The 1,730-nt window shown below is 51.5% G+C and carries 1 rRNA gene; it reads left to right on the top strand.

From position 1 onward, the window contains the following. Positions 1–169: 169 nt before the first annotated feature. Positions 170–1,681: ribosomal RNA gene (locus tag BZ25_RS09660) — 16S ribosomal RNA — on the top strand. The last annotated feature ends 49 nt before the right edge of the window (positions 1,682–1,730 follow it).

The raw sequence follows: 1,730 nt of genomic DNA on the forward strand, positions 1-1,730 counted from the left end.
AATTCACAATAATTTTCAAATAAGTTCATAAAAAAGAAATTGACAAAGTGGAGAGAGATGTGGTAATATATACAACGCTGATGGATGAAAGAGAGAAAGAAAGAAAAAAGTAAGAGAAGAAGGAAAGGGAGAGCTCATTGAAAAGTAGATAGAGGAGGCCCAAGAGTATAGGATGAAGGGTTTGATCCTGGCTCAGGGTTAACGCTGGCGGCGTGCGTAACACATGCAAGTCGGACGGGTTATAGATCTTCGGAGATATAACCAGTGGCGAACGGGTGAGTAAAAGGTAGGGACCTGCCCTAAGGACAGAGATAGCTACTGGAAACGGTAGATAAACTCTGATAAGCCCGAGAGGGGAAAGTGGTAGACAGCCTTAGGATGGACCTACTATCCATCAGGTAGTTGGTGAGGTAAAGGCTTACCAAGCCGATGACGGATAACCGGTGTGAGAGCATGGACGGTCACAAGGGCACTGAGACACGGGCCCTACTCCTACGGGAGGCAGCAGTGGGGAATCTTGGACAATGGGCGAAAGCCTGATCCAGCGACGCCGCGTGAAGGAAGAAGTCCCTCGGGATGTAAACTTCTGAACTAATCGAATAAAAGGGTAGTGGACACACTACAGAAGAAGGTAGATTAGGAAAAGTCCCGGCTAACTACGTGCCAGCAGCCGCGGTAAGACGTAGGGGGCGAGCGTTGCCCGGAATTACTGGGTGTAAAGGGGACGTAGGCGGGTGATCAAGTCATCTGTGAAAAGATTGCTCAACGATCGGCTTGCGGATGAAACTGATCATCTTGGGCGTAGCAGAGGTAGACGGAATTACCTGAGTAGGGGTGAAATCCGCAGATACAGGTAAGAACGCCGGTGAAGAAGTTGGTCTACTGGGCTACAGCTGACGCTGAGGTCCGAAAGCCAGGGGAGCAAACCGGATTAGATACCCGGGTAGTCCTGGCCCTAAACGATGCTCACTAGGTGTAGGGAGCGAAAGACTCTCTGTGCTGAAGCGAACGCGCTAAGTGAGCCACCTGGGGAGTACGTCCGCAAGGATGAAACTCAAAGGAATTGACGGGGGTCCGCACAAGCGGTGGAGCATGTGGTTTAATTCGAAGCTAACCGAAGAACCTTACCAGGGATTGACATGTAACTGAAGGTAGAGAAATCTACTGGCCTACCGTAAGGTAGGAGGTTACACAGGTGGTGCACGGTCGTCGTCAGCTCGTGCCGTGAGGTGTTGGGTTAAGTCCCACAACGAGCGCAACCCCTGCAATTAGTTACCAGCAAGTAAAGTTGGGGACACTAATTGGACAGCCGCCGACGAGGCGGAGGAAGGAGGGGATGACGTCAGATAAGCGTGCCCCTTATACTCTGGGCGACACACGTGCTACAATGGGGAGGACAAAGGGAAGCGAAGCCGGAAGGTGGAGCGGATCCGGAAAAACTCTCCGTAATATGGATTGTAGGCTGAAACCCGCCTACATGAAGCTGGAATCGCTAGTAATCGCAGGTCAGCCAAACTGCGGTGAATACGTTCCCGGGCCTTGTACACACCGCCCGTCACGCCACCCGAGTTGGGAACACCTGAAGGCAGTACGGTAGGTACTGTTGAAGGTGGGCTTAGCGAGGGGGGCGAAGTCGTAACAAGGTAGGTGTACCGGAAGGTGCGCCTGGATCACCTCCTTTCTAAGGAGATTACAAAGTTTCTACCTCCTCTATCTACTTTTGAGAGAGT

Origin of the sequence: Petrotoga sp. Shatin.DS.tank11.9.2.9.3, assembly GCF_003665005.1 — a bacterium.
In the GTDB taxonomy this organism is placed as follows: Bacteria; Thermotogota; Thermotogae; order Petrotogales; family Petrotogaceae; genus Petrotoga; species Petrotoga mobilis.